The 22477-nt window shown below is 64.4% G+C and carries 24 protein-coding genes and 1 pseudogene; 10 read left to right on the top strand and 15 right to left on the bottom strand.

Going from position 1 to position 22477, the window contains the following annotated elements; all coding sequences use genetic code 11:
- Window positions 1-31: 31 nt before the first annotated feature.
- Genes B4L76_RS03775 through B4L76_RS03785 form a run of 3 tightly spaced genes read right to left on the bottom strand, consistent with a single transcriptional unit; the run spans window position 32 to window position 1845 of the window.
- Window positions 32-553: a DUF2937 family protein gene (locus tag B4L76_RS03775; protein WP_296230604.1), complete on the bottom strand. Its 522-nt coding sequence runs from the start codon at window positions 551-553 to the stop codon at window positions 32-34.
- 9 nt (window positions 554-562) lie between these two features.
- Entirely contained in the window at window positions 563-1336 is a 774-nt protein-coding gene (locus tag B4L76_RS03780; RefSeq protein ID WP_296230605.1) for a class II glutamine amidotransferase, read from the bottom strand.
- Window positions 1337-1350: 14 nt separating this feature from the next.
- Entirely contained in the window at window positions 1351-1845 is a 495-nt protein-coding gene (locus tag B4L76_RS03785; RefSeq protein ID WP_296230607.1) for an MFS transporter, read from the bottom strand.
- 92 nt (window positions 1846-1937) lie between these two features.
- Here B4L76_RS03785 and B4L76_RS03790 point away from each other — a divergent pair, with 92 nt between their 5' ends.
- Complete coding sequence (locus B4L76_RS03790; RefSeq protein WP_296230609.1) at window positions 1938-3980, top strand: S9 family peptidase; 2043 nt, start codon at window positions 1938-1940, stop codon at window positions 3978-3980.
- 195 nt (window positions 3981-4175) lie between these two features.
- Here the strand turns inward: B4L76_RS03790 and B4L76_RS03795 are convergent, their stop codons facing one another.
- Window positions 4176-4454, bottom strand: a complete 279-nt coding sequence (locus B4L76_RS03795) for a hypothetical protein (protein WP_296230610.1) — start codon at window positions 4452-4454, stop codon at window positions 4176-4178.
- 132 nt (window positions 4455-4586) lie between these two features.
- Between B4L76_RS03795 and B4L76_RS03800 the strand changes: the two genes are divergently transcribed.
- From B4L76_RS03800 to B4L76_RS03810, 3 genes are all read left to right on the top strand, one after another.
- Window positions 4587-4955, top strand: coding sequence for a YajD family HNH nuclease (locus B4L76_RS03800; protein ID WP_296230612.1), 369 nt, complete (start codon window positions 4587-4589; stop codon window positions 4953-4955).
- Between the two features lie 70 nt (window positions 4956-5025).
- Window positions 5026-5496, top strand: a complete 471-nt coding sequence (locus B4L76_RS03805) for an RNA methyltransferase (protein WP_225778824.1) — start codon at window positions 5026-5028, stop codon at window positions 5494-5496.
- Between the two features lie 62 nt (window positions 5497-5558).
- Entirely contained in the window at window positions 5559-5900 is a 342-nt protein-coding gene (locus B4L76_RS03810) for a YgaP family membrane protein (RefSeq protein WP_296230617.1), read from the top strand.
- A 126-nt stretch (window positions 5901-6026) separates the two neighbouring features.
- On the opposite strand, the pseudogene B4L76_RS03815 reads toward B4L76_RS03810, so the two are convergent.
- Window positions 6027-7231: pseudogene (locus B4L76_RS03815) on the bottom strand (hypothetical protein).
- A 39-nt stretch (window positions 7232-7270) separates the two neighbouring features.
- On the bottom strand, window positions 7271-7720 hold the full coding sequence (locus tag B4L76_RS03820) for a YcgN family cysteine cluster protein (RefSeq protein ID WP_296230618.1): 450 nt from the start codon (window positions 7718-7720) through the stop codon (window positions 7271-7273).
- Window positions 7721-7864: 144 nt separating this feature from the next.
- Between B4L76_RS03820 and B4L76_RS03825 the strand changes: the two genes are divergently transcribed.
- Window positions 7865-8458 carry a nitroreductase family protein gene (locus B4L76_RS03825; protein ID WP_296230619.1) on the top strand — a complete coding sequence of 198 codons (594 nt, stop codon included), beginning with the start codon at window positions 7865-7867 and terminating at the stop codon, window positions 8456-8458.
- Window positions 8459-8634: 176 nt separating this feature from the next.
- Here B4L76_RS03825 and B4L76_RS03830 read toward each other — a convergent pair whose 3' ends face one another.
- From B4L76_RS03830 to B4L76_RS03850, 5 genes are all read right to left on the bottom strand, one after another.
- Window positions 8635-9567 (bottom strand): D-2-hydroxyacid dehydrogenase, encoded by a 933-nt coding sequence (locus B4L76_RS03830; protein WP_296230620.1) that lies wholly within the window; start codon window positions 9565-9567, stop codon window positions 8635-8637.
- Window positions 9568-9569: 2 nt separating this feature from the next.
- On the bottom strand, window positions 9570-9863 hold the full coding sequence (locus B4L76_RS03835; protein WP_170031445.1) for a YcgL domain-containing protein: 294 nt from the start codon (window positions 9861-9863) through the stop codon (window positions 9570-9572).
- The gene (gene rnd, locus B4L76_RS03840; protein WP_296230622.1) at window positions 9860-10993 is read right to left on the bottom strand and encodes a ribonuclease D; all 1134 of its coding nucleotides are present in this window, start codon (window positions 10991-10993) and stop codon (window positions 9860-9862) included. The genes B4L76_RS03835 and rnd overlap by 4 nt, the downstream gene beginning before the upstream one ends.
- A 137-nt stretch (window positions 10994-11130) precedes the next feature.
- Window positions 11131-12768 (bottom strand): phosphoethanolamine transferase, encoded by a 1638-nt coding sequence (locus B4L76_RS03845; protein WP_296230624.1) that lies wholly within the window; start codon window positions 12766-12768, stop codon window positions 11131-11133.
- 160 nt (window positions 12769-12928) lie between these two features.
- Entirely contained in the window at window positions 12929-13294 is a 366-nt protein-coding gene (locus B4L76_RS03850; RefSeq protein ID WP_296230626.1) for a 5-carboxymethyl-2-hydroxymuconate Delta-isomerase, read from the bottom strand.
- A gap of 115 nt (window positions 13295-13409) precedes the next feature.
- Between B4L76_RS03850 and B4L76_RS03855 the strand changes: the two genes are divergently transcribed.
- Window positions 13410-13646 (top strand): YdcH family protein, encoded by a 237-nt coding sequence (locus B4L76_RS03855; RefSeq protein ID WP_296230628.1) that lies wholly within the window; start codon window positions 13410-13412, stop codon window positions 13644-13646.
- A gap of 64 nt (window positions 13647-13710) precedes the next feature.
- On the opposite strand, the gene B4L76_RS03860 is transcribed toward B4L76_RS03855, so the two are convergent.
- Window positions 13711-14892 (bottom strand): trans-sulfuration enzyme family protein, encoded by a 1182-nt coding sequence (locus B4L76_RS03860; protein WP_296230635.1) that lies wholly within the window; start codon window positions 14890-14892, stop codon window positions 13711-13713.
- 92 nt (window positions 14893-14984) lie between these two features.
- On the opposite strand from B4L76_RS03860, the gene B4L76_RS03865 reads away from it, so the two are divergent.
- Window positions 14985-15443, top strand: coding sequence for an Lrp/AsnC family transcriptional regulator (locus B4L76_RS03865; RefSeq protein ID WP_296230629.1), 459 nt, complete (start codon window positions 14985-14987; stop codon window positions 15441-15443).
- A gap of 57 nt (window positions 15444-15500) precedes the next feature.
- On the opposite strand, the gene B4L76_RS03870 is transcribed toward B4L76_RS03865, so the two are convergent.
- Complete coding sequence (locus B4L76_RS03870) at window positions 15501-17831, bottom strand: FdhF/YdeP family oxidoreductase (RefSeq protein ID WP_296230630.1); 2331 nt, start codon at window positions 17829-17831, stop codon at window positions 15501-15503.
- Between the two features lie 214 nt (window positions 17832-18045).
- Between B4L76_RS03870 and moaA the strand changes: the two genes are divergently transcribed.
- Window positions 18046-19050 (top strand): GTP 3',8-cyclase MoaA, encoded by a 1005-nt coding sequence (gene moaA / locus B4L76_RS03875; protein ID WP_296230631.1) that lies wholly within the window; start codon window positions 18046-18048, stop codon window positions 19048-19050.
- Window positions 19051-19070: 20 nt separating this feature from the next.
- Window positions 19071-19970 (top strand): bestrophin family protein, encoded by a 900-nt coding sequence (locus B4L76_RS03880; RefSeq protein WP_296230632.1) that lies wholly within the window; start codon window positions 19071-19073, stop codon window positions 19968-19970.
- 131 nt (window positions 19971-20101) lie between these two features.
- Here the strand turns inward: B4L76_RS03880 and moaB are convergent, their stop codons facing one another.
- Window positions 20102-20641 (bottom strand): molybdenum cofactor biosynthesis protein B, encoded by a 540-nt coding sequence (gene moaB, locus B4L76_RS03885; protein WP_296230633.1) that lies wholly within the window; start codon window positions 20639-20641, stop codon window positions 20102-20104.
- A 140-nt stretch (window positions 20642-20781) separates the two neighbouring features.
- Between moaB and B4L76_RS03890 the strand changes: the two genes are divergently transcribed.
- Window positions 20782-21669, top strand: coding sequence for a LysR family transcriptional regulator (locus B4L76_RS03890; protein WP_296230634.1), 888 nt, complete (start codon window positions 20782-20784; stop codon window positions 21667-21669).
- On the opposite strand, the gene B4L76_RS03895 is transcribed toward B4L76_RS03890, so the two are convergent.
- A complete protein-coding gene (locus B4L76_RS03895) occupies window positions 21657-22439 on the bottom strand; it encodes an AraC family transcriptional regulator (protein ID WP_296230638.1) in 783 nt (260 codons plus the stop codon). The two genes, B4L76_RS03890 and B4L76_RS03895, sit on opposite strands and share 13 nt — an antisense overlap.
- Between the last annotated feature and the right edge of the window lie 38 nt (window positions 22440-22477).

A 22477-nucleotide genomic window follows, 5' to 3' on the forward strand; every position in this document is an offset into this window, starting at 1 on the left:
CGCGAAGAGGCCGGCACAGGCTCTGCGAAAATCAGCGCCAGCTCTCCTTCACCCCGCCACGCCGCCCGCCAAGAATCACCCAGCCAATCCCCAGCAACAGGCTCTCGACCACAAAAGCCAGCACAAACCCTGCGCCAATGCCCCAGCCAATTGCCTCGGGCACCAGCAGAATTTGGTAGCTGTAGCCGTTAAGCGTCTCTTCCCGCAGTTGCGGGTCGGCCTGCACCAGCACGTGCCAGGTACGTTCAACCCATGGTCCTTGCAACGCCTGCCATTCGTTTTCCAGCCGTTCATTACGGATCATCAGGCTTTCGATGCTGTTGGCGTCACTCAGGAACACCGGGTCGTCACTGCTGCGGTAGTGCCGCAACAGCGCCTGCAAGTCACCGTTGAAGAAACGCTCGGCTGTCTGCCGGAAGCCATCGAGCGCCTCGCGCGACTCGAACAGGTGCGCCTCGACCCGCTGGCTGTAATCCTTGACCAGCCCCGGGACCTGGATGCCGGCCAGCAGGCCGAAGGTGAACAGCAGCAACCGCAGGTAACTTCTGAACATGCAGCGTCCTTAGCTCTGGCCGTGCGCCACGCATTCGCCGTGCCGCCACAGGGCCCATTGTCCCGGCGCGTAGCGCTGCCAGGTCTCGTTCTCGGTCAGGGCCTCGGTAGCGATGACCGTGACCACGTCGTTGGGGGTGGTTTCGGTGTGGAAATCGACGATCAGGTCGACATCCTTCAACCGCGCTGCACCAAAGGGGGCACGCCGCGTGATGTGCACCAGCTTGGTCGAGCAGAAGCAGAACAGCCAGTCGCCGTCGCTGAGCATGCAGTTGAACACGCCAAGCGCCCGGTAGCCGGCACAGGCTTCGACCAGCACCGGCAGCAGCTGTTCAACCGCAACCGGTTCGGGGAAGCTGCTGCGAATGCGGTTGAGCAGGTCGCAGAAGGCCGCTTCGCTGTCGGTGTCGCCCACGGGCCGGTAGAAACTGGCCTGGCCCTTGAAGTCACCCAGCTGGCCATTATGCGCGAAGCACCAGTTGCGGCCCCACATTTCCCGCACGAAGGGGTGGGTGTTGGCCAGGCATACCTTGCCGACGTTGGCCTGGCGAATATGGCCGATGACCACTTCGCTCTTGATCGGGTAGCGCTGCACCAGGTTGGCCACTTCCGACTCGCTGCTGGCGGCCGGGTCCTGGAACAGGCGCAGGCCGCGCCCTTCGTAGAAGCCGATGCCCCAGCCGTCACGGTGCGGGCCGGTGCGGCCACCGCGCTGCATCAGGCCGGTGAAGCTGAAAACGATATCGGTGGGAACGTTGGCACTCATGCCCAGCAGTTCGCACATAGGCGTTTCTCCGCTTACAGACGGGGCTCGACCCGGCCACCGCCACGCAGGGCAGGGCGTGGGTCGTCAAGGTAACGGTCCCGGCGCTCGGCGGCGAACGGCGCCTGGGCAGCGAGCGCGTCATCTTCGGCGACCTGGCGCTGGGCTGCGGCTTCGGCCTGGGCGCGGCGCTCACGGGCGCGCTTTTCCAGCGGCCAGCGCAACGCCACGAAGAGGAAGTAGAGGCTGAAGGCGAACATGCCATACATGGCAAAGTCCGACACCGCGCGCCAGGCGTTGTTGCCGACCTTGAAGGCGAGATCCAGCGCAGTGATGGCGATGGCCGGGGCGAAGCTGTCCTTGGCCGGGTCGACGATGGTCGGGGTCAGCAGCAGTACCGCCAGCACCACCCGCAACGGTTCGCGCAGCCAGCGCCACATCCAGCCGGTGAGTTTGAAGCCCACCAGCAGGCAGCCCAAGGCGGCAACCGCGTATAGGCCCCAGGCCAGGGTGTAGTCGTTCTCGGTCATGGTGTTCGTGCAAGCCAGGCAAAGAGATGCCTATGATAAACACTTTTCCGGGCGCAGACAGCGTCTCCCTGTCCCCAGCCAAGAGTTCCCCGATGCCGAACAAGCCTCAGCCCCCCATCGCCCATGCCGACAACGCCACCGACCCCTATGCCTGGCTGCAACAGCGCGACAGCCCCGAGGTGCTGGCTTACCTGCAAGCCGAAAACGCCTACCAGGAAGCCTGCCTGGCCGACCAGGCAGCGCTGCGCGAGCAATTGTTCGAAGAAATAAAGGGTCGCATCCTGGAAACCGACCTGTCGCTGCCGACCCCCTGGGGCCCCTACCTCTACTACACCCGCACCACCGCCGGCGACGAGTACCCGCGTCACTACCGCTGCCCGCGTCCGGCCGACGACGCCAACACCGTCGATGAAAGCCAGGAGCAACTGCTGCTCGACCCCAATGCCCTGGCCAATGGCGGCTTCCTGTCACTGGGCGCGTTCAACGTCAGCCCCGACCACCGCCTGCTGGCCTACAGCCTCGACACCAGCGGCGACGAAATTTTCACCCTGTACGTCAAGGACCTGGCCACTGGCAACGTCACCACCCTGCCCTTCGACGACTGCGACGGTAGCCTGACCTGGGCCAACGACAGCCAGACGCTGTTCTTTGCCGAACTGGACGACACCCACCGGCCCTGGCGCCTGCGCCGCCACACCTTGGGCAGCGATGGCGCGCAGACCGTGTTCGAGGAGCCCGACGGGCGCTTCTTCCTGCACTGCTACCGCACCAGCTCCGAGCGCCAGCTGGTGCTGCTGCTCAACAGCAAGACCACCAGCGAAGCCTGGGTGCTGGATGCCGAAACGCCGCAGGCGCCGTTCACCTGCCTGGCGCCGCGGGTCGAAGGCCACGAATACTTCCCCGACCACGGCCAGCTCGACGGCCAGTGGCGCTGGTTCATCCGCACCAACCAGGACGGCATCAATTTCGCCCTGTACCACGCGCCGGTGACACCGGTGCCAAGCCGCGCGCAGTGGCAGGTGCTGGTGCCGCACCGCGACGCGATCATGCTCGAAGGCCTCAGCCTGAATGCCACTGCGCTGACCCTGAGCCTGCGCGAAGGCGGCCTGCCGATCATCGAGGTACGTCCCCAGGGCTTGCCGGCCTACCGTGTCAAGCTGCCCGACGCGGCCTACAGCCTGTACGTGCAGGACAGCCTGGAGTTCGCCAGCCCGCGCCTGCGCCTGCGCTACGAAGCCCTCAACCGCCCGGCCCAGGTGCGCCAGCTGGAACTGGCCACTGGCGCCCAGGTGGTGCTCAAGCAAACCCCGGTACTCGGGCCGTTCGATGCCGATGACTATGTCAGCGAGCGCCGGTGGGCCACGGCGGCGGATGGCACCCGGGTGCCGATCAGCCTGGTACGCCGGCGCCAGGACCTGGGCCGGACCGTGCCACTGTACCTGTATGGCTACGGCGCCTATGGCGAAAGCCTCGACCCGTGGTTCTCGCATGCGCGCCTGAGCCTGCTGGAGCGCGGTGTGGCCTTCGCCATCGCCCATGTGCGCGGCGGTGGCGAACTGGGCGAAGCCTGGTACCGCGCGGGCAAGCAGGAACACAAGCACAATACCTTCGGCGACTTCATCGCCTGTGCCGAGCACCTGATCGCCGAGGGCGTGACTGCAGCCGATCGCCTGGCCATCAGCGGCGGCAGTGCCGGTGGCCTGCTGATGGGTGCGGTGCTCAACTTGCGCCCCGAGCTGTTCCGTTGTGCAGTTGCCGAAGTGCCTTTCGTCGACGTGCTCAACACCATGCTCGACCCTGAGTTGCCGTTGACCGTGACCGAGTACGACGAATGGGGCAACCCTGAGGAGCCGGAGGTTTATGAGCGGATCAAGGCCTACGCACCGTATGAGAACGTGAAGGCACAGGCTTACCCGGCGATGCTGGTGGTGGCCGGCTACAACGACAGCCGCGTGCAGTACTGGGAAGCGGCCAAGTGGGTGGCGCGGCTACGCACGCGCAAGACCGACGACAACCTGCTGCTGCTCAAGACCGAGATGGGGGCCGGACATGGCGGGATGAGCGGGCGGTATCAGGGGCTGAAGGATGTGGCCCTCGAGTACGCGTTCGTGTTCGGCGAGCTAGGTATCGTTTGAGAGGGCTGGGAGCGCTTTGCGCCACTTTCGCGACACAAGGTCGCTCCTACAGGGACCGCGCATGCCCTGAATCCTGCGCGATCCCTGTGGGAGCGGGTTTACCCGCGAACACGGGCGAAGCCCGTGCCATCCACCGCGGCACCTGCTTCGCGGGTAAACCCGCTCCCACAGAAAACCGGGGTAGGCCGGCTGAATTCAATCATCCTGCACCGGCGGCTTCGGCGGGTCCTGGCGTAAGCCCGGCAATGGCTGGTCTTTCGGCGGCCCTGGCACCGGCATGGGCGGCAATAATGGTGCCCCCGGCTGGCTGTCATAGGCCTTGGGCGGTGTACTCGGGGTGATCTGCGGGTACGGTGTGGGCGTTGGCGTACCCGGTGCACCGGGCACTGGCGTGCTCAACCGGGGTGGCGTGCTGGCAGCTTGGGCCATGGGCAGGCCAGCCAGCACCAGCACGGCAAGGATCGCGCGAAACATCAGCAACCTCCTGTCGGGAACCTTCCTACAGGCTACGCCGATATTCCGGTTTTCGCCTGTCCGCCAGCCGTGCAAGCGCGCTAGACTCAGGGGCATAACCGTCATTCGCCTGATCAGATCAAGGGAAACACCATGAGCTCCACCACTTCCGCCGCCACCGCGCGTCTGGACCGAATCCTGGCCGATGCCAAGCGTGACAAGGAAATGGGCTACCGCGACAAGGCCCTGAAAATGTACCCGCACGTGTGCGGCCGCTGCGCCCGCGAATTCTCCGGCAAGCGCCTGAGCGAACTGACCGTGCACCACCGCGACCACAACCACGACAACAACCCGCAGGACGGCTCCAACTGGGAGCTGTTGTGCCTGTATTGCCACGACAACGAGCATTCGCGCTACACCGACCAGCAGTACTTCAGCGAAGGTTCCACCAGTACCCCGAGCATCGCCAAGGCCACCCACAACCCGTTCGCCGGCCTGGCTGGCATGCTGAAGAAGGACTGACCATCGATTCGCCCCCCGCCGCTACCGGGTAGCCCGTATAATCGCGCTTTTTTGCGAAGGGCCCCGGTACGTGGCAAACAAACGATACAGCTGCATCGGCCTGTTCAACCCCAAGTCGGCGGAAAATGTCGGCTCGGTCATGCGCGCCGCGGGTTGCTATGGTGTCAACTCTGTGTTCTATACCGGCAAACGCTACGAACGCGCCCGTGACTTCGTCACCGATACCAAGCGCGTGCACTACGACATCCCACTGATCGGCATCGACGATCTGCAACGCATCATTCCACTGGGCTGCACGCCGGTGGCGGTGGAGCTGGTGGAAGGTGCCCGACCGTTGCCGGAGTACACCCACCCTGACCGGGCCATCTACATCTTCGGACCGGAGGATGGCTCGTTGAGCGAGGATGTGCGGGGCTGGTGTGAAGAGACCATCTACATTCCGACCGAAGGTTGCATGAACCTGGCGGCGACGGTGAATGTGGTGCTGTATGACCGCATGGCCAAGGGGCTCAATACCCGTTCGGGGCCCAGGTTCAAATAACCGACTGAACGATGGCGGTGGCCGGCGGGTCAGCTGCTTACACGTCAGACGGAGGCCTCGCCATGCTCGATATTCATTCGGCTGCAACATCGAAGGACAACAACGTTCATGGGCTTGAACGCGCCAGTTCGCTGGCGGGTGGCGCCCTGATGGTCAGCAAGGGGCTGCGCCACGGCGGCCTGGTCGGCTTGCTGCAGGTTGCAGTCGGCGGCCTGGCGCTGGCTCGCGGCTTCACCGGGCACTGCGCGACCAAGGCCTGGTGGCAGCGGCACCGGCAGGAATATCACCGCTTGCGCTCGGACATCGAACGCAGTGCTTCCGAACTGCAGGCCTTGCAGGCCAGTGCCGAGGCGGCGACGCGCGGAGTGACGGTGACCGGGAAGGACCCGTTGACCGGCAGTTGAGGCACGTTGGCCTGTGCCGGCCTCTTCGCGGGTAAACCCGCTCCCACAGGATCACCAGGACGTTGGACGCTTCGCCGTACCTGTGGGAGCGGTTTACCCGCGAAGAGGCCGGCACAGGTAACAGCTTTACTGCAATACCTTGCTCTGCAAGACCTCTGACTGCCGCCCCAGCACGTTCTCGCTGATCTGCACGAAGTCTTCGGTGCTGACACCGGGCAGGCGCATCAGGCCCCGCACCACATCGTCGAGCGAGCGCCTGGCCTGGGTGTGGATGCGAATTTCCGTGTCCAGCGCCTGCAACAGCATCACCCCGCGCGCCACCTGCGCCGGGCTCGCATGCTTGCCCTTGAGCCGGGTGACCTTGGCGCCGTGCTTGCTCAAACGCGCCTGCCAGGCCTGGTAGCGGTCGTCGCTTATCCCGCCCGAGCGGCGCAGCAGCTCGCTGGCGTAGTAGTCGGTCAGGCTTTCCACCAGCCAGTCGCTGCCGTCACGCCCATGGATCTGCGCAAACAGCTGTACCACTTCGCGCAGCAAAGGGCTGCTGCCGTTCTCGCTCACCATCGGCCGGCCACTGTGCAGGTACAACGACCCGTGCGCGGCAGTCGCCCCGCGCCACATGCCGTCACGGGCGCCGACCAGCAGCAGTTTTGGCGGGTTACGCGGGAACAGTGCCTGCAATTGCGGCCAGACGAAGGTGAGCAAGGTCAGGCTGTCCATGCGCCGCATGCCCTGCCCCACCGGCGCGGCCACCGTCACCTCGGTGTCGCCCAGGCGCGCGCGGCGGCTGCCCAGGTTGCCAGCGAGCATCCAGCCGGTCGGGCGGTCGAACAGGCGCGATACATTGTCGATGCGGAACTTGTCCTTGCCGATGCGTGGCCAGGCGGTTTCGACGCTGTTCCAACCCTCGGGCAGGTCGAACGCCAGGCGCGCCACCAGTTCGGTGCCATCCTGCTGGTCGAGGTGCGCCGGTGGCACCAGTTGGTCACCGAGAAACAGCGCCCATTGCGGGTTGATGCGCGACGCATAGGCCTCGCCCCGCTTCTGCTCCAGCTGCACTCGGTAGCTGAGGCTGGTCTTGCCGGCAGCCGGCTGCCACACGCCACGCTGGCCCTGCGTCTGCCAGTTGCCGTCAGCCTGGAACCCGCTGTAGGTCCCGGCCTTGCCCAGGTCGAAGTCCAGGCTGCGCACGGCACTGCCATCGGCCAAGGTAGGCGGACTTCCGCCTGGCCACTGGCTGGCAGCAGACGCACGTGGTAGTCCAGGTCGACCTTTTTCGCCCAGGCTGGCGAGCAGGCCACAAGGCTCAACAGCAACAACAGCTGGCAACGCATGGAGAAACTCCTTGTATCCCGTACAGCGGGCAGCGCCGGTCAGCTGGCGCGGAAAATCAGGTGGTCTTCCCAGTCGTCTTCGTGCACATCGTGCTCGCTGAGCATACGCCCCGCCTGGGAAATGCGCTGTTCATGGACCTGCTGGCGGTCACCACAAACCAGGTGGTGCCAGGCCGGCAGGTCCTTGCCCTCGCTGACCAGGCGGTAGCCGCAGGTGCTCGGCAGCCATTTGAACTGGTCGGCCTTGCCCGGGGTGAGCTGGATGCAATCAGGCACCTGGGCGAAGCGATTCGGGTAGTCGCTGCACTGGCAGGTGTCCAGGTCCAGCAGCTTGCAGGCGATGCGTGTGTAATAGACGCTATTGTCATCCTCGTCCTCGAGCTTCTGCAGGCAGCACAGACCGCAGCCGTCACACAGCGACTCCCACTCTTGCGGGCTGAGTTGCTCCAGGGTCTTGCGCCGCCAGAACGGGGCGTTTTCAGCGATCATGACACGGATATCCTGCATTCATCTTGGGGCCGCGGCGCGCGGCGGCGCCAGTCTAGAGCCTGGCCATCGGCAAAGCCAGACCGCTTGTCAGGGGCGACGCGAGGCAGTAGCGTGCGGGTTTCCCCTCCGTTTGCAGGAGCCGCCATGAGCGCCAACCCTCGCATAGCCGATTACGCCATCAACGAACAATTCATCAACCGCTGGTCGCCACGCGCCTTTACCGCTGAGCCAATCAGCGAAGAAACCCTGCTGAGCTTCCTCGAAGCGGCACGCTGGGCCCCGTCGGCGTACAACTCGCAGCCGTGGCGGTTCCTGTATGCCCGTCGCGACACGCCAAACTGGGAGCGCTACCTGAACCTGCTGGTACCGTTCAACCGCAGTTGGGCGCAGCACGCCTCGGCATTGGTGCTGGTCATGTCCAAGACCACCTTTGCCGCCCCGGGCACCACGGAAGAAAAGCCGGCGCTGTGGCATACCTTCGACACCGGTTCGGCCTGGGGGCACCTGGCCCTGCAAGCCAGCATCAGCGGCTGGCACACCCACGGCATGGCCGGTTTCGACCAGGCGCTGGCACGCCAGGAGCTGAAAGTGCCGGAAGGCTACGTGCTGCATGCCATGGTGGCGATCGGCAAGCTGGGCGACAAGGCCAGCCTGGACGAAGCCCTGCAGGCGCGCGAAGTACCAAGCCCGCGCAAGCCATTGAGCGAGCTGGCGGCCGAGGGTGATTTCAGCCTGTAAGGCTTGCACTTGCTGTACTGGCCGGTTCGCGGGTGAACCCGCTCCCACAGGGATTTCCACTGCCCCATGGGGCTTTGCCAGTACAGCCAATACCAGCCTCCCGCAGGACCTGAGGACAGTGGACATCCTGTGGGAGCGGGTTTACCCGCGAAGAGGCCGGCACAGGCATTTCAAAATCAATAGCCCCGCGCGAAGTCCACTTCGCCGCGTAACCCCTGCCCCGCCGCATACGCCCGCAGATTCTCGACAAACAACCGCACCATCGCCGTCGGCGAAGTGGGCGCCGAGCTGTGCCCGGTCAGCAACAGGCCCCAGGCGGTCCAGAACGGGTGCTGCCTGGGCAGTGGCTCCTGGCGGCAGACATCGATCACCGCTCCTGCCAGGTGGCCGTCCTTCAACGCCGCGACCAGGTCAGCGTCGACCACCGCCGCCCCACGCCCGGCATTGATGAACAGCGCGCCGGGCTGGAAGCACTTGAACAGCGCAGCGTCATACAGATCGTGGGTGGCCGGGGTGTCCGGCAGCAGGTTGAGCACATAGTCGACCTGGCCAACCAGGCGTGCCAGGTCGGCCAATGCGGCCACTTCGACGAACGGCGCCTGTTCGCGCGCGCTGCTGGCGACCCCGTACAGGACCACGCCAAACGGTTGCAGGAACTCGGCCACACGCTGGCCAATGTCGCCGGTGCCGACGATCAGCACCTTGCGCCCTTCCAGGGTCCGCCCCGGGCGGTTGTCCCAACGCCGTTCGACCTGGCTGACCAGGCGCGACAGCACCTCGCGCTCGTGGCCAAGCATGTAGGTGAGCATGTATTCAGCCATCACCTGGCCAAAGATGCCCACGGCACGGGTCAGGCGATAGTCCCGCGGCAGGCCCTCGGCCAGCAACGGAGTGATGCCGGCCCAGGTGGATTGCATCCAGTCCGGCTTGTGGCCCTGGCGCAACAGGCTGGCCAGCAGGTCCGGCTGGCCCAGCCACACCGGGCACTGTGGTGCCTGGCAGGCCAGTTCGGCGGAGTCGCCGCTGGTCAGCACTTCCAGTTCAGGCGCGGCGGCATGCAGGATTTCGGCGTATCGAGCATGATCATGCTCTGCAATCAGTACACGCATGATCAGGCCGGGTCGTTACGGCGCAGCAACTCTTCGGGCAGGTGCTCGATGTAGTCGTCTTCGGGGGGCGGCATTTGCAGGTGGTAGCCCTGGTTGTCGAGGTTTTCCAGCACCTTGGCGATGTCTTCGCGGGCCAGTTTGCGCTCTGGGGTCAACACCAGGTCGAAGGCGTGCATGGGGGTGCCGAAGAACGGCAGCAGACCTTCGGGCACGCGCTGCAGGCCATCGGCCTTGAGCACGTACAGGTACATTTCGTTCTTGCGTGGGCTCTTGTAGATCGAGCAAATGCGTTTCATCGGGTCTCTCCGGCACCTGCCAGGCTGTCCAGCAGGGCCTGGCCCATACGCTCACGGCGCCAGCCGCGCAGCGAATCGGGCAGTTGATAGGGGCCATTGGGATAGCCGCTCTTGAGCAGCGCCTCCAGGGTTTTCTTGCGCAGCATCAGCTCGGGGGCGATGCCCAGCCGCTCACCTTCGGCCTGGCCGATGGCACGCAACTGCTTGAGGACGCCGGCGGCCTCGATCGGCAGCGGCTCGGGCAAGGCTGGTGGCCACTGCTCGGGTGGCAGGCTGGCGGCACGCTTGATCAGCTGGACCAGGAACTCACCGTCCTGGCGGATGGTGCGCGGGTGCATCTCGTCGATCCTGGCCAGCGCCGACAGGTTGTTCGGCTGGCTCTTGGCCATGGGCCATAGCGAGTGCTCCTTGAGGATGCGGTTGCGCGGCACATCGCGGTTGCGCGCTTCGCGTTCACGCCAGGCGCACAGTTCACGCAGCACCGCCAGTTGCTGGGGGGCCAGCTTCCAGGCCAGCTTGACGTCGCGGTACAGGCTTTCCGGTTCGACTTCGCGGCGCAGCTGGGCGACCAGCTCGGCGCCGTCTTCCAGCACCCAGGCGTACTTGTCATCGGACAGGCGTGGACGCAACTGGCTGAACAGCTCGGCCAGGTGCACGGCATCCTCGGCAGCATAGCTGACCTGGGTGTCGGAGAGTGGACGCTGCAGCCAGTCGGAGCGGGTTTCGCCCTTGGGCAGCTCGATGCCCAGCACGTCCTGCACCAGGCGCGAGTAGCCCATCGAGAAGCCCAGGTTCAGGTAGCCGGCGGCCAACTGCGTGTCGAACAGCGGCTGGGGCAACTTGCCGGTCAGGCGCAGCAGGACTTCGAGGTCTTCGCTGCAGGCATGCAGCACCTTGACCACGCCGTTGTCCTCGAGCAGCTCGGCCAAGGGTTGCCAGTTGCCGATCAGCAGCGGGTCGATCAGGAAGGCACGCTGGCCGTCGCCGATCTGGATCAGCCCGGCCCTGGGGTAAAAGGTGTCTACCCGCATGAATTCGGTGTCGACGGCGACGAAGGGCAGTTCGTGCCAGTTCCGGCAGTGTTCGGCCAGGCTCTGGTCGTCACGGATCCAGTGTATTTCGATGGCCACGAGGCTCTCCCACTAACATTGGCGCGCAGTATATACGGCGCAGGCACTGCTGGTGAAACCCGGGCCATCCTTGATATCGATCAGTGGTGCTGTTGTGTGCGTAGGGTATGTGCAGGAGCGGCCTGGCGCCGTTGGCTTCAGCGTTTGGCCGCCAGCCATGGGCGGCAGCTGGCGAACAGGTCGAGCGACCGCTGGTAGACCTCGGTGTGCACCTGCAACAGGCCAAGCATCGAGTGGAACAGGTTGTCCTGCGACAACGGGGCGTCGCTGAGCCTGGCCAGGCAGTCGGTATCAATGCCGAAGTCGTTCTTGTAGCTGTCGGAGAACCAGGTCAGCAGCGGCACGTGCTTCTGCTGCTCGGGGGCGATGGCGTAGGGCGTGCCGTGCAGGAACAGGTTGTATTCACCCAGTGACTCGCCATGGTCGGACAGGTAGATCATTGCCGTGTCGACCTTGTCCTGCTTGCTGCGCAGGGTATCGATCAGCGCGGCCAGCACCTTGTCGGTATAGGCCAGGGTGTTGTCGTAGCCGTTGACGATTTCCTGCTCGCTGCACTGGTCCAGGGCATTGCTCTGGCACACCGGGGCAAAGCGCTGGTCGGCAGCCGGGTAGCGCTTGAAGTATTCCGGGCCATGGCTGCCCATCTGATGCAGCACCAGCACGGTGTCCCTGTCGAGGTTGTCGATCAGTTCGCCCAGGCCCTGCAGCAGGATCTGGTCATGGCACTCGCCGTCCGCGCACAGCTGCGGGTCCTTGAGGTTGCTGACATCGATGAACTGCACACGGTCGCAGGTGCCCTTGCAGCCCGACTGGTTGTCGCGCCATTGCACGGCCAGGCCGGCACGCTGGAGGATGTCCAGCAACCCTTCGCGGTTCTTCGCCACGCGGGCATCGTAGTCCTTGCGCTGCATGCCGGAGAACATGCACGGCACCGAGACGGCGGTTTCCGTGCCGCAGGAGTGCACATCGGAGAACGCCAGCAGGCCCTGCTCGTGGGCAAGGTTCGGCGTAGTGTCGCGGTCATAGCCCAGCACGCCGAAATGGTCTGCCCGCGCACTTTCGCCCACCACCAGCACTGTCAGCGACTTGCGCTCATGTTTTTGCCAGGCGGCATCGCGCCTGGCATCTTCGCCGTAATGCTGGAAGGGCTGCGCAGCGGCACCGACGCGCTCGCTGACATAACCGAAGGACGCCCCGACGATATTGCTGGGGGTGAGCATCAGGCGCAGTTCGTGGTGATTGCGAAACAGTGACGACAGACCCTGATAGTTGACCAGTGCCACCGAACCCAGGGCGACCACACAGGCGCCGCCGACTACCAGTTTGCCAAACAGCTCGCGGTGCCAGGCGCGGTAGGCAATCGGCGCCTTCCACACCAGGATCGACGGCAGCACACCCAGGCCGAGGACATACAAGGCAAATTTCAGCGAGAGCAAGTCACGCACTTCCGCCACATTGGTTTCGGCAATATTGCGAAACATGCCCGCATCGATAAGTACGCCGTACCGGTTCATGAAGTAGGCTACACCGGCGCCACTCAGGAACAACAAGATCAATACCGGCTTCAATATGAAGCGAAACGCCAACACGGTCAGGATCAGGTTGAACGCGAACAGCATCATCACGGCAAACGCCAGACCCAGCCACAGCCCCGGCAAGCCGGGCGGAACGACCTGTTCGAGATGATGCCAGAGGAAGTAGTTGAAGCCGATCAGCAGGTAAAGGCTGGCCAGCAGCGTGACCCATTCGGTCCGCAGGGATTTGAAGTTCGGCATCAGCGTTCGCATTCAGGAATAATGACCCCGAGGGGCCTGGTGGCACCGCGGAAACTTGGCCGAACTCTAGAAACCGCACCATCAATTTTTTGTGAAAAAGACGCCAACAAATCCGTTAGCGGGCGCCTTCACCATTAAAAGAAGTTCATGAAACCGCGCGTCAGCCTGGCAGGCGCAGCTTGGTGTAGGGTTCGCGATCGATATCCAGTACTTCCACGCACAGCTGGATATCCAGCCCGGGCCGCTCGGGGATGGCTTCACGCAGTACTTCCAGCAGGCTGCTGGAGAGCAGCGCCTTCACCTCGGGCGAACGCCCGCTGAGAATCGCCAGGCGCACATGGGCGAAGGCCCGCTCGCCCGGCGAGGTGCCCACCCGAAAGTGCCTGAAGGATTCGGCACGGCTCTTGATATCCGCCTCGTCGGCGAACTGGCCACTGCCGACCAGGGCGTGATTCAGGCGCAGCAGCAGCATGTCGACGTTGAGTTCGCGCAGGTTGTCGCTGTATTCCAGGTTCAGGTGAGGCATGGCGCAGGGTCCGGGTCGCGGGGAGATGCGACAGCCTACCCCAGTCCCCTACCCGCGCAAAGCCGGCTATCCTCAAAGGTCAGGACCATTCGCCAACCCCGACAGAGGTGAAGAAATGCCAGTTCCGCATGATCTGCTCGCTGACCTGCACGTTACCGCTGATGCATTCCAGGCGCTCATGGACAAGGACCAGACGCTGCTCGCACTGCACAAGGAGTACAACGCCAAGGACAAAGAGGTGCTTGCCGCCGAAGGCAACGGTACCAACGACGAGGCCGTCAACCGCTTGCGCAGGGAGCGGTTGCTGATCAAGGACAAGATCGAACGGATCATTCACCCGCCCAAATCCTGACTGAACAAACCCATTGAATTCACCGGCCTCTTCGCGGGTTTACCCGCGAAGAGGCCAGCAGCCCTCACATAGCAGCCGCAGCCTTCAGTGCCCCATCCAGGTCCTCGACCAGGTCGCGGTAATCTTCGATGCCCACCGACAACCGCAACAGGTTCTCGCTGATCCCCATGACGCCCTTCTGCTCCGGGCTCAGCGAGCAGTGCGACATGCTCCAGGAATGGTTGATCATGCTTTCCACCCCGCCCAGCGAGTCGGCCAGCACGAAAATCTGCAGCGCCTCCACCAGCCGGTTGAGTGCGGCACGGTCGCCCTTGACCTTCATTGCCACCACTGCCCCGCCACTGCGCATCTGCCGCTTGCACAGTTCGTGCTGCGGGTGGCTTTCCAGCCCCGGGTAGTACACCTGTTCGACCTGCGCGTGGCTTTCGAGGAAGCGCGCCACCTGCAGGGCGTTGGCACACTGGCGCTCCATGCGCACATCCAGGGTCTTCAGCCCGCGCAGGGCCAGGTAGCAGTCGAACGGCCCCTGCACGCCGCCAATCGCCATGCTGATCCGGCGCAGGCGCGCCAGCAGTGCATCATTGGCGGCTACCACCACGCCACCGGTCAGGTCGGAATGGCCGCCGATGTACTTGCTTGCCGAGTGCATGACCAGGTCCACGCCCAGGGTGATGGGGCGTTGGTTCCACGGCGAACAGAAGGTGTTGTCGATGCAGGTGAGGATGCCCCGCGCCTTGGCCAGGTCGCACACAGCCTTGATATCGACCAGGTGCAACAACGGGTTGGTCGGCGATTCGATCCAGATCAGCTGGGTTTCCGGCCGGATGGCAGCGGCCACCGCCTCAAGATCGTTGAGGTCGACGTAGGTGGTGGTCAGGCCCGAGCTGCGGCTACGGTAGTCTTCGAGAATACGGAAGGTGCCGCCGTAGACGCCGTTCATCACCACCACATGGGCATCTTTTGGCAACAACTCCAGCACGGTGGCAGTGGCGTTCACCCCCGAGGCACAGGCGACCGCGCCAACACCCTCTTCCAGGGCGGCGACACAGGTTTCGTAGGCATGCCGGGTGGGGTTGCCAACCCGGCTGTAGGAGTATTCCGGCTTGTCATCCAGGCTGCGCTTGGTGAACGAGCTGGCGGTCACGATCGCCGGGAAAATGGCATTCTCAGCAACACTGAACTGCTCGCCGGCATGAATGGTACGGGTGGCGAAATTACGCGGTTTGTCGGACATGGTCAGGCCCATCGGCAGAATGAAAGGCGCCACTATCGCACAACCCAAATCGTCTGGCCTTGGGGTAATCTGTGAAATATTTTCCGGCACGGCCCACACGCGACATGGACAGCTTCGACCAGCACATTCTCACCCTGCTTCAGCGCGACGCGGCAATCTCGCTCAAGGACCTGGCCGAGGCCGTCAACCTGTCCACTACCCCCTGCTGGAAGCGGGTCAGGCGCCTGGAGGAAGAAGGCTACATCGTCGGCCGGGTCGCCTTGCTCGACCCTGAACGGCTGGGGCTCGGGCTGACCGTGTTCGTCCAGCTCAAGACCCAGCGCCACGACAGCGCCTGGCTGGAACAGTTTGCCGCGACCGTGACCGGCTTCGAGGAGGTGATGGAGTGCTATCGCATGTCGGGGGACTGGGACTACATGCTGCGGGTGGTGGTGGGTGATATCGCTGCATACGACCGGTTCTACAAGAAGCTCATCACTCGCACCGAGGGGCTTTCCAACATTACCTCCAGTTTTGCCATGGAGCAGATGAAGTACACCACGGCCTACCCGGTTTCTCGCTAACCGGGCTGCTGTGTCGCGAAAGGGCCGCACAACGGCCCGATCCCGCAAACGCCTCATTCAGCTTGCAGTGTTGACCGCCGCAATCCGGTTCCCTGCCCGGGCCTTCTCGACCTTGATCGCCACGAACTTCGAGGTCGGCGTAAAAGTCCCCTCGCCATAGCTGTCCAGCGGTACCAGCGGGTTGGTTTCCGGGTAATAGGCCGCCGCCTGCCCTTCCGGCACGTCGTACGCCACCAGGCGGAAGCCCGACACGCGCCGCTCCACGCCATCCTCCCACAGCGACACCAGGTCCACCTGCTCGCCCGGCTCGAAGCCCATCCGGCGGATGTCGACCGCGTTGACGAACACCACTTCACGCAGGCCGAACACCCCGCGATAGCGGTCGTCCAGGCCATACAGGGTGGTGTTGTACTGGTCGTGCGAGCGCAGGGTCTGCAGGATCAGGTCGGGCTTGTCACCGCGCGCCAGCACCTTGGCATTCACCAGTTGTTGCGGCAACAACTGCGGGCTGAAGCGCGCCTTGCCGGTGGCCGTGCGCCATTTACGCTCGGCTGCATGGTTACCGAGGTGGAAGCCGCCCGGGTGCTGCAGACGCTCGTTGAAGTCGGCGAAGCCGGGGATAACATCGGCGATCATGTTGCGGATGCGCCCGTAATCGGCAACCGCGTACTCCCAGTCGATCGGCCGCCCGCCCAGGGTCGCCTGGGCCATGCCGGCGATGATCCACGGCTCCGAACGCAGGTGCGGCGAACGCGGGCGCAGCTGGCCGTGGGAAAGGTGCACCATGCTGAACGTGTCCTCCACGGTCACGCCTTGCGGCCCGCTGGCCTGCAGGTCGATTTCGGTACGGCCCAGGCATGGCAGGATCAGCGCGTCGCGGCCAGTGACCAGGTGCGAGCGGTTGAGCTTGGTGGAAATCTGCACGGTCAGTGCGCAGTTGCGCAGTGCCGCATGGGTGCGCGGCGTGTCCGGCGTGGCCTGGGCAAAGTTGCCGCCCAGGCCGATGAACACCTTGGCCCGCCCTTCTTCCATGGCCTTGATCGCCAGCACCGCGTTGTGCCCATGCGCCCGTGGCACGCGGAAGCGGAAGCGCTTTTCCAGGGCGTCGAGCAGCGCCGGCCTAGGCTTTTCGTCGATGCCCATGGTGCGATCGCCCTGCACATTGCTGTGGCCACGCACCGGCGACAGGCCGGCACCGGGTTTGCCGACGTTGCCGCGCAGCAGCTGCAGGTTGACGATTTCCTGTACGGTTGCCACCGAGTGACGGTGCTGGGTGACACCCATGGCCCAGCACATGATCACCCGCTCGGCCTTGCGGTACATGCGCGCGGCCAGCTCGATCTCGGCCTGGGTCAGCCCCGATTGCGCGACGATGTGCGCCCACGGCGTGGCGTCCAGGATGTCCAGGTAGGCGTCGATGCCGCTGGTATGCTCGGCAATGAAGGCATGGTCGAACACCGCCGGTTCGCCGTTGGCCTGGGCTTCGCGCTCCCATTGCAGCAAGTACTTGGCCATGCCGCGCAGTACCGCCATGTCGCCGCCCAGGGCCGGGCGGAAGTAGGCCGTGTTGGTTGGTTCGGAGCCATTGCTGAGCATCTCGAACGGGTGCTGCGGGTGCTGGAAGCGCTCCAGGCCGCGCTCTTTCAGCGGGTTGAAGCAGACCACCTGGGCTCCGCGCTTGACCGCTTCACGCAACGGTTCGAGCATACGCGGGTGGTTGGTGCCGGGGTTCTGGCCAATGACGAAGATGGCATCGGCCAGTTCCAGGTCGTGGAACACCACCGTGCCCTTGCCCACGCCGAGGGTTTCCGCCATGCCCACGCCACTGGCTTCGTGGCACATGTTCGAGCAGTCGGGGAAGTTGTTGGTGCCGTAGGCACGCACGAACAGCTGGTAGAGGAACGCCGCTTCGTTGCTGGCCCGGCCCGAGGTATAGAACTCGGCCTGGTCGGGCGAGTCGAGCGCCTGCAGGTGCTGGGCGACCAGAACGAAAGCCGCTTCCCAGCTGGTTTCGACATAGTGGTCGGTGGCTGCATCGTAACGCATCGGATGGGTCAGCCGGCCTTGGTACTCCAACCAGTAGTCGCTCTGCGCGGCCAGCGCGCTGACGCTGTACCTGGCGAAGAACGCCGGGTCTACCGAGCGGCCGGTGGCTTCCCAGTTGACCGCCTTGGCACCGTTTTCGCAGAACTTGACCATGTCGTTTTCCGGCGACTCGCCCCAGGCGCAGCCGGGGCAGTCGAAGCCGCCGTTCTGGTTGGTCTTGAGCATGGCCCGCAGGTTCTTGAAGGCATTGTCGCTGCCCAGCCAGCTTTTGGTCACGCTCTTGAGCGCCCCCCAGCCGGCGGCGGCGCCCTTGTAGTCGCGAATATGTCGGTCCTGGCTCATGCGCTGAATCCTCACGCTTCGATGCTTTTTTTCAGCCTATGGAGCGCGGGGTAGAGCCGTCCAATCGAAAGATCTTACGGCGTGATAAGCGCTTTCGATCATGCGCCGGGGGTGATGATAGAAGCGGTCGATCAAATGGTCGGGCAAAGCAATTTGACGGCCTTGCCCCCAGGTTATAGCTTGGAGTGCAGTCCCAACCCATTCGAGGGCGAACGTGGAACAGAACAGCCGGGCCCTGATCGACGGCTTCAACCGGAAAATCGACTACCTGCGGATGTCGGTCACCGATCGCTGCGACTTCCGCTGTGTGTACTGCATGGCCGAAGACATGCAGTTTCTGCCACGCCAGCAAATCCTCAGCCTCGAAGAGCTGTTCGCGGTGGCCGAGCGATTCGTCGCCCTCGGCACCCGCAAGATCCGCCTGACCGGTGGCGAACCGCTGGTGCGCCAGGGCATCGTCGACCTGTGCGGGCGCATTGCCGCCCTGCCCGGTTTGCGCGAGTTGTGCCTGACCAGCAATGGTTCGCAACTCGGGCGCCTGGCCCAGCCACTGTTCGACGCCGGCGTGACACGCTTGAACATCAGCCTCGACAGCCTGGATGCCGAGCGCTTCAGGCAGCTGACCCGTACTGGTGACCTGCACCAGGTGATTGCTGGCATCGACGCTGCGCGCCATGCCGGTTTCCAGCGCACCAAGCTCAATTGCGTAGTGCTCAAGGGCCGCAACGACCACGAACTGGTCGACCTGGTCCGCTTTGCCATCGACCGCGAGTTGGACATCACCTTCATCGAGGAGATGCCGCTGGGCGTGATCGAGGAACATGAGCGCGGCGAGTCGTTCTGTTCCAGCGACGAGGTCCGCGCGCGTCTGGCCGAGCAGTTCACCCTGATCGAATCCACCGAATCGTCGCAAGGCCCGGCGCGCTATTGGCGCCTGGCCGAAGCCGGCAACACCCGCATCGGTTTCATTTCACCGCACAGCCACAACTTCTGCGCCACCTGCAACCGCGTGCGCCTCACCGTCGAAGGCCGCCTGCTGCTGTGCCTGGGCAACGAACACTCGGTGGACCTCAAGCAGGTGCTGCGCGCTCACCCAGGCAACCCCGAACGCCTGGAACAGGCCATTCGCGACTCGCTGCACCTCAAACCCTACCGCCATCACTTCGAAGTCGGTGGCGATGTGCAGATCCTGCGCTTCATGAACATGACTGGCGGCTAGGCGCCCGTCTCTGGATTGCCATGATCGTCCACCCCGCTCCTGATGTGCTGCGTGTGCTGTTCACCCTCAAGGGTTCGATCGTCAAGCGCATTGCCCTGCGCTGCCTGATGATCACTCTGCTGGCCGCGCTGATCGTGCTGGTCGAACGGCATTTCCCGGCGTTTTTCTACCCGGTCAGCGCCACCCCGTTTACCCTGCTGGGCCTGTCGCTGTCGATTTTCATGAGCTTTCGCAACAACGCCTGCTACGACCGTTGGTGGGAGGGGCGCAAGGCCTGGGGCAAGCTGATCATCGAAACCCGCTCGTTCGTGCGCGAAAGCCTGGTCATCGCCGACCCGGCCCTGCGCGCCGAGCTGTTGCGCGACCTGTGCGGGTTTGCCCATGCGCTGAATGCGCACCTGCGCAACGAGGACGAACTGGCGGCTGCCAGGCCCTGGCTGGCCCGGCCCGAAGCGCTTGGCAACCACAATGTGTGCGACGCCATCCTGCGCGAAGTCGGCGGGCACTGCTCGCGGCTGGCAACACAGCAGCAGATCAGTGACTGGCGCTACAGCCTGCTGGAGCAGCGCCTGGTGGGCCTGACCGAAGTGCAGGCCACCTGCGAGCGTATCAAGGGCACGCCGTTGCCGTTCCCCTACACGCTGTTGCTGCATCGCACCATCTATATCTTCTGTCTGTTGCTGCCGTTTGCCCTGGCCGAACCGCTGGGTTGGCTGGCGCCATTGTTCACCACCATCGTGGGGTACACCTTTTTCGGGCTGGATGCGATCGGCAACGAGCTGGAAGACCCGTTCGGGCGCGATGAAAACGATTTGCCGACCGATGCCCTGGTGCGCACCGTGGAGCGCGATGTACTGGCTGGCTTGGGCGAACAACAGCTGCCGCCGGCGTTGTTGCCGGTGGGCCATGTATTGAGCTGACAGAATGCCGTGGCCTGTGCCGGCCCTTTCGCGGGTTAAACCCGCTCCCACAGGGCCCTCACAGGTTTCAAACCCTGCACGGTACCTGTGGGAGCGGGTCTACCCACGAAGAGGCCGGTACAGGAGAAAACTCAGCTCCGGCTGGCGCAGGCCTGGATCGGCTTCAGGTGCTTGACGAAGTTGCACGGCCGGTGCCGCGCATCCAGCTGCTCCGCCAGGATCCCCTCCCACGCCGTCCGGCAAGCCCCGGTGGAGCCTGGCAGGCAACAGACCAGGGTGCGGTTGGCCAGCCCGGCGAACGCGCGGCTCTGCACGGTCGAGGTGCCGATATCCAGGATCGACAAGGCCCGGAACAGCTCGCCAAACCCGTCGATGCGCTTGTCCAGCAGGCACTCGACCGCCTCCGGCGTGCTGTCGCGTTCGGTAAAACCGGTACCACCGGTGACCAGCACCACCTGCACCTGGTCGTCGGCGATCCAGGTAGCGACCTGGGCGCGGATCCTGTACAGGTCGTCCTTGAGCAGCGCCCGCGCCACCAGACGGTGGCCGACCTCCACCGCGCGGCTGGCCAGCAGCTCGCCGGAGGTGTCGTTGGCATAGGTACGGGTGTCGCTGACAGTCAGCACGGCGATATTGAGCGGTACGAAGACCGCGTCGGCTTGGACGCGCACGGCGAAGCTCCTTCTGTGGCATTCCAGCCACGCTAGAGGCATGGCCCAGGGGCGTCCAATCGATATGGCGTACCGGCTGATCAATGACATCTATCGCAGACGTGGGTTAAGGTCTGCACAACCCGATACTAGGCACGTTCATGGACATCAAGCAGCTCAAGTTCCTCATCGCCCTCGACCAGACCCGCCACTTCGGCCAGGCCGCGGCGCTGTGCCATATTACCCAGCCGACGCTGTCCATGCGCCTGCGCAACCTGGAGGACGAACTTGACCTGGTGCTGGTCAAGCGCGGCCAGCGTTTCGAAGGCTTCACCGAAGCCGGCGAGCGCATCCTGGCCTGGGCCCGCACCTTGCTCGCCGCCCATGACGGCCTGCAGGCCGAGGCCGCCAGTTGCCGTGGCCAGGTGGTCGGCAGCCTGCGCCTGGGCACGGTGCCGCTGGCCAGCTTCAACCCCATGCACCTGCTGCTGCCGTTGCGTGAAAAATATCCCGAGCTGCACTTCCAGCTCAGCTCGCTGAGCTCGGAGCAGGTCATCGACGGGCTCAGCCGCAACCAGCTCGACCTTGGCATCTGTTACCTGGACCAGGTCAACACCAGCTTCTTCGAAGTGATCGAACTGGGTACTACCACCATGGGCCTGCTGCACGATACACGGCACTTCCAGTTCGCCAACGACACCCTGCGCTGGGACGAACTCGGCGGCATTCCGCTGGGGCTGTTGAGCAAGGGCATGCACTACCGCCAGTCGCTGGACCTGAGTTTCCGCAGCCGCGGCCTGGAGCCGAATGCAGTGCTCGAAAGCGACTCCAGCTTCCAGCTGATCCAGGCTATCAACACCGGCATGTGCTGCGCGGTCATGCCGCTGGACTGCGGCCTGGAAGACCTCAGCGAGCACCTGCGCATCCTGCCGGTGGCCGACGCCGCCATCCACAGCCCGGTAGGCCTGCTGCTGCGCCGCAGCGAGCCACGTTCGGCGATTGCCGAGCAGTGCTTTGATGAGGCACGGGCGTTGTTTCAACTCGGCTGACTGCTGGTCGCCTGCCGATACTGCCGCGGCGTAAAGCCGGTCAGCTGCTTGAACTGGCGGCTGAAGGCGCTGTGGTCGGTATAGCCGCAGCGCATGGCCACTTCGGTGATCGGCAGGTCTGAATGCAGCAGGCGATGGGCATGTTCCAGGCGCGCCTTGTGGATCATCTGCCGTGGCGTGAGGTGGAACACCCGCTTGCAATAGCGCTCCAGCTGAGCCACGGAAATGCCGGCGATGCGGGTCAGCTCGCGCATGCTGATCGGTTGGTGGAAATGCTGGCGGATGTGCTCGTCCACCGCAGCCAGGCGCTGGTAGGCCGGGTGGGTGTCGGCGGCTGACTGCAGGTCGACCGAGATGCCGACCAGGCCGATGATAGCCCCTGCCAGGTTGTACAGCGGACGCTTGTGCGTCAGGCACCAGCCGGGCTCGCGGCTGCCGTACAGGTGCAGCTCCAGCTGGTCCTCCAGCACCAGGCCTTCCTTGAGCACGCGCCGATCCTGCTCGGTGTAGCCGGGGCCCAGCTGCGCCGGGAACACTTCAGCGCTGGTCTTGCCCAGCAGCGGTTGCAGGCGCTTGAGGCCGCAACGCCGGACCAGGGTGTCGTTGGCCAGCACGTAGCGGGCAGCCGGGTCCTTGATGAAGATCGCGGCGTTGGGGATGGCGTCGAGGATCGGCAACAGCAGCGCCACACCGGCCAGCAGGGCCTCGAGGTTGGCGGGGCGGTGCTGGTCGAGGGCCTGGTACAGGGTTGCCAGGGGGGTGTGGGTCATCTGCTCTATCTCGGTTTGCTGTGCCGGCCTGTTCGCGG

The sequence above is a fragment of the Pseudomonas sp. UBA4617 genome (assembly GCF_002386445.1).
Lineage (GTDB): Bacteria > Pseudomonadota > Gammaproteobacteria > Pseudomonadales > Pseudomonadaceae > Aquipseudomonas.

Excerpts from the sequence above, each read along its gene's own strand:
- B4L76_RS03795 (WP_296230610.1), bottom strand. The coding sequence starts at position 4,454 with ATGTTTCGCGCGATCCTTGCCGTGCTGGTGCTGGCTGGCCTGCCCATG.
- B4L76_RS03870 (WP_296230630.1), bottom strand. The coding sequence starts at position 17,831 with ATGAGCCAGGACCGACATATTCGCGACTACAAGGGCGCCGCCGCCGGC.
- B4L76_RS03810 (WP_296230617.1), top strand. The coding sequence starts at position 5,559 with ATGCTCGATATTCATTCGGCTGCAACATCGAAGGACAACAACGTTCAT.
- B4L76_RS03780 (WP_296230605.1), bottom strand. The coding sequence starts at position 1,336 with ATGTGCGAACTGCTGGGCATGAGTGCCAACGTTCCCACCGATATCGTT.
- B4L76_RS03835 (WP_170031445.1), bottom strand. The coding sequence starts at position 9,863 with ATGAAACGCATTTGCTCGATCTACAAGAGCCCACGCAAGAACGAAATG.
- B4L76_RS03820 (WP_296230618.1), bottom strand. The coding sequence starts at position 7,720 with ATGATCGCTGAAAACGCCCCGTTCTGGCGGCGCAAGACCCTGGAGCAA.
- B4L76_RS03895 (WP_296230638.1), bottom strand. The coding sequence starts at position 22,439 with ATGACCCACACCCCCCTGGCAACCCTGTACCAGGCCCTCGACCAGCAC.
- B4L76_RS03775 (WP_296230604.1), bottom strand. The coding sequence starts at position 553 with ATGTTCAGAAGTTACCTGCGGTTGCTGCTGTTCACCTTCGGCCTGCTG.
- B4L76_RS03860 (WP_296230635.1), bottom strand. The coding sequence starts at position 14,892 with ATGGGCCTGACCATGTCCGACAAACCGCGTAATTTCGCCACCCGTACC.
- B4L76_RS03890 (WP_296230634.1), top strand. The coding sequence starts at position 20,782 with ATGGACATCAAGCAGCTCAAGTTCCTCATCGCCCTCGACCAGACCCGC.
- B4L76_RS03880 (WP_296230632.1), top strand. The coding sequence starts at position 19,071 with ATGATCGTCCACCCCGCTCCTGATGTGCTGCGTGTGCTGTTCACCCTC.
- B4L76_RS03785 (WP_296230607.1), bottom strand. The coding sequence starts at position 1,845 with ATGACCGAGAACGACTACACCCTGGCCTGGGGCCTATACGCGGTTGCC.
- B4L76_RS03790 (WP_296230609.1), top strand. The coding sequence starts at position 1,938 with ATGCCGAACAAGCCTCAGCCCCCCATCGCCCATGCCGACAACGCCACC.
- B4L76_RS03825 (WP_296230619.1), top strand. The coding sequence starts at position 7,865 with ATGAGCGCCAACCCTCGCATAGCCGATTACGCCATCAACGAACAATTC.
- B4L76_RS03830 (WP_296230620.1), bottom strand. The coding sequence starts at position 9,567 with ATGCGTGTACTGATTGCAGAGCATGATCATGCTCGATACGCCGAAATC.
- B4L76_RS03855 (WP_296230628.1), top strand. The coding sequence starts at position 13,410 with ATGCCAGTTCCGCATGATCTGCTCGCTGACCTGCACGTTACCGCTGAT.
- B4L76_RS03865 (WP_296230629.1), top strand. The coding sequence starts at position 14,985 with ATGGACAGCTTCGACCAGCACATTCTCACCCTGCTTCAGCGCGACGCG.
- B4L76_RS03845 (WP_296230624.1), bottom strand. The coding sequence starts at position 12,768 with ATGCCGAACTTCAAATCCCTGCGGACCGAATGGGTCACGCTGCTGGCC.
- B4L76_RS03800 (WP_296230612.1), top strand. The coding sequence starts at position 4,587 with ATGAGCTCCACCACTTCCGCCGCCACCGCGCGTCTGGACCGAATCCTG.
- B4L76_RS03850 (WP_296230626.1), bottom strand. The coding sequence starts at position 13,294 with ATGCCTCACCTGAACCTGGAATACAGCGACAACCTGCGCGAACTCAAC.